This is a genomic window from Pseudomonas sp. EGD-AK9, from assembly GCF_000465935.2.
Taxonomy (GTDB): domain Bacteria; phylum Pseudomonadota; class Gammaproteobacteria; order Pseudomonadales; family Pseudomonadaceae; genus Aquipseudomonas.
The window spans coordinates 1-1,462 of the sequence record NZ_AVOF01000542.1 but is presented as its reverse complement, the minus strand read 5'-3'; the positions used below and the strand labels follow the sequence as shown (position 1 = coordinate 1,462).

1 protein-coding gene and 1 pseudogene are annotated in these 1,462 nt (G+C 68.5%); both read right to left on the bottom strand.

The features are described 5' to 3' along the window. Positions 1-480 (bottom strand): annotated as a pseudogene (locus N878_RS20325) (glycine cleavage system protein T); the annotation flags it as partial. 253 nt (positions 481-733) lie between these two features. Continuing rightward, positions 734-1,462 (bottom strand): iron ABC transporter permease (locus N878_RS20320; RefSeq protein WP_021445378.1); only part of this gene is annotated, 729 nt, incomplete at its 5' end.

The window sequence follows — 1,462 nt, the reverse complement described above, 5'->3', positions numbered from 1 at the left end:
GACGCGGGCGCGGGCGCGCGGGCCCTGGATGGCGAGCATGGCCAGGTCGCGGCGCTCGCGCAGCTCGACGGCGAAATCGCCGGCCTGGGCGTGCATCCAGGCCAGGTCCTTGTCGCGGGTGCCGGCGTTGACCACCAGGCGGTAGCCCTGCTCCTGGGAAGCAGAGCTGGTGAGGTAGACGATCAGGTCGTCGATCACCCCGCCCTGCTCGTTGAGCATGGCGCTGTACAGCGCCTTGCCGACGCCCTCCAGGCGCGCCACGTCGTTGGCCAGCAGGCGCTGCAGATAGGCCTGCGCCTGGCTGCCGGCGACGTCCACCACGCACATGTGCGAGACGTCGAACACGCCGCACTCGCGGCGCACCTGATGATGCTCCTCCACCTGCGAGCCGTAGTGCAGCGGCATGTCCCAGCCGCCGAAATCGACCATCTTGGCGCCCAGCGCCAGATGCAGGTCATAGAGGGGGGTACGCTGTCCCATGGGTGTCTCCTTCCGGGCTTGGCGAAGCGATTCAGACCACCTAGAAGCTACCTGCGTTGCCATTGCTGCGTTGAAAGCGGGTTCGAAATGCTCATGTACAAAAGTACATTCCGCTTTCTCTCCCGCTTTCGCCTTGCACTGGCGGCCTCGGCTACGCTTCTAGACGAATCTTGCCGGGTTACCCGGCTCGCGAATGGCGCGCATTGTAGCCGCAAGGTCGGCAGGGGTCATCCTGACCGAAGGTCGCCCTCGGTTAGCCGATCCGCCGCGCCGAACGGCGGATCAGCAGGATCACCGGCAGCAGGCCGACCAGTATCAGGGTCAGCGCCGGCAACGCTGCACGCGCCCATTCGCCTTCGCTGGTCATCTCGAATACCCGCACCGACAGGGTGTCCCAGCCGAAGGGGCGCATCAGCAACGTGGCCGGCATTTCCTTGAGCACGTCGACGAACACCAGCAGCGCAGCGGACAGGGTGCCCGGCAGCAGCAGCGGCAGATAGACCCGCAAGAACAGGCCGATGCCGCCGACGCCGAGGCTGCGCGAGGCCTCCGGCAGCGACGGGCGGATGCGCGCCAGGCTGGTTTCCAGCGGGCCGAAGGCCACCGCCATGAAGCGGATCAGGTAGGCCACCAGCAGCGCCGCCAGGCTGCCCAGCAGCAGCGGCTTGCCGGCGCCGCCCAGGGCGCCGGACAGCGGGATCACCAGTTCGCGGTCGAGGAAGCTGAACGCCAGCATGATCGCCACCGCCAGCACCGAGCCCGGCAGGGCGTAGCCGATATTGCCCAGGGCCACGCCGACGCGCACCCCGCGGGTCGGCGCCTGGCGCCGGGCGAAGGCCAGCAGCATGGCCACCGCGACCGTGATCAGCGCCGCCATGCCGCCCAGGTAGAGGCTGTGCAGGATCAGCCCGGCGTAGCGCTCGTCGAGGTCGAAGCGGCCGCGCTGCCAGAACCACACCAGCAGCTGCAGCAGCGGGATGAC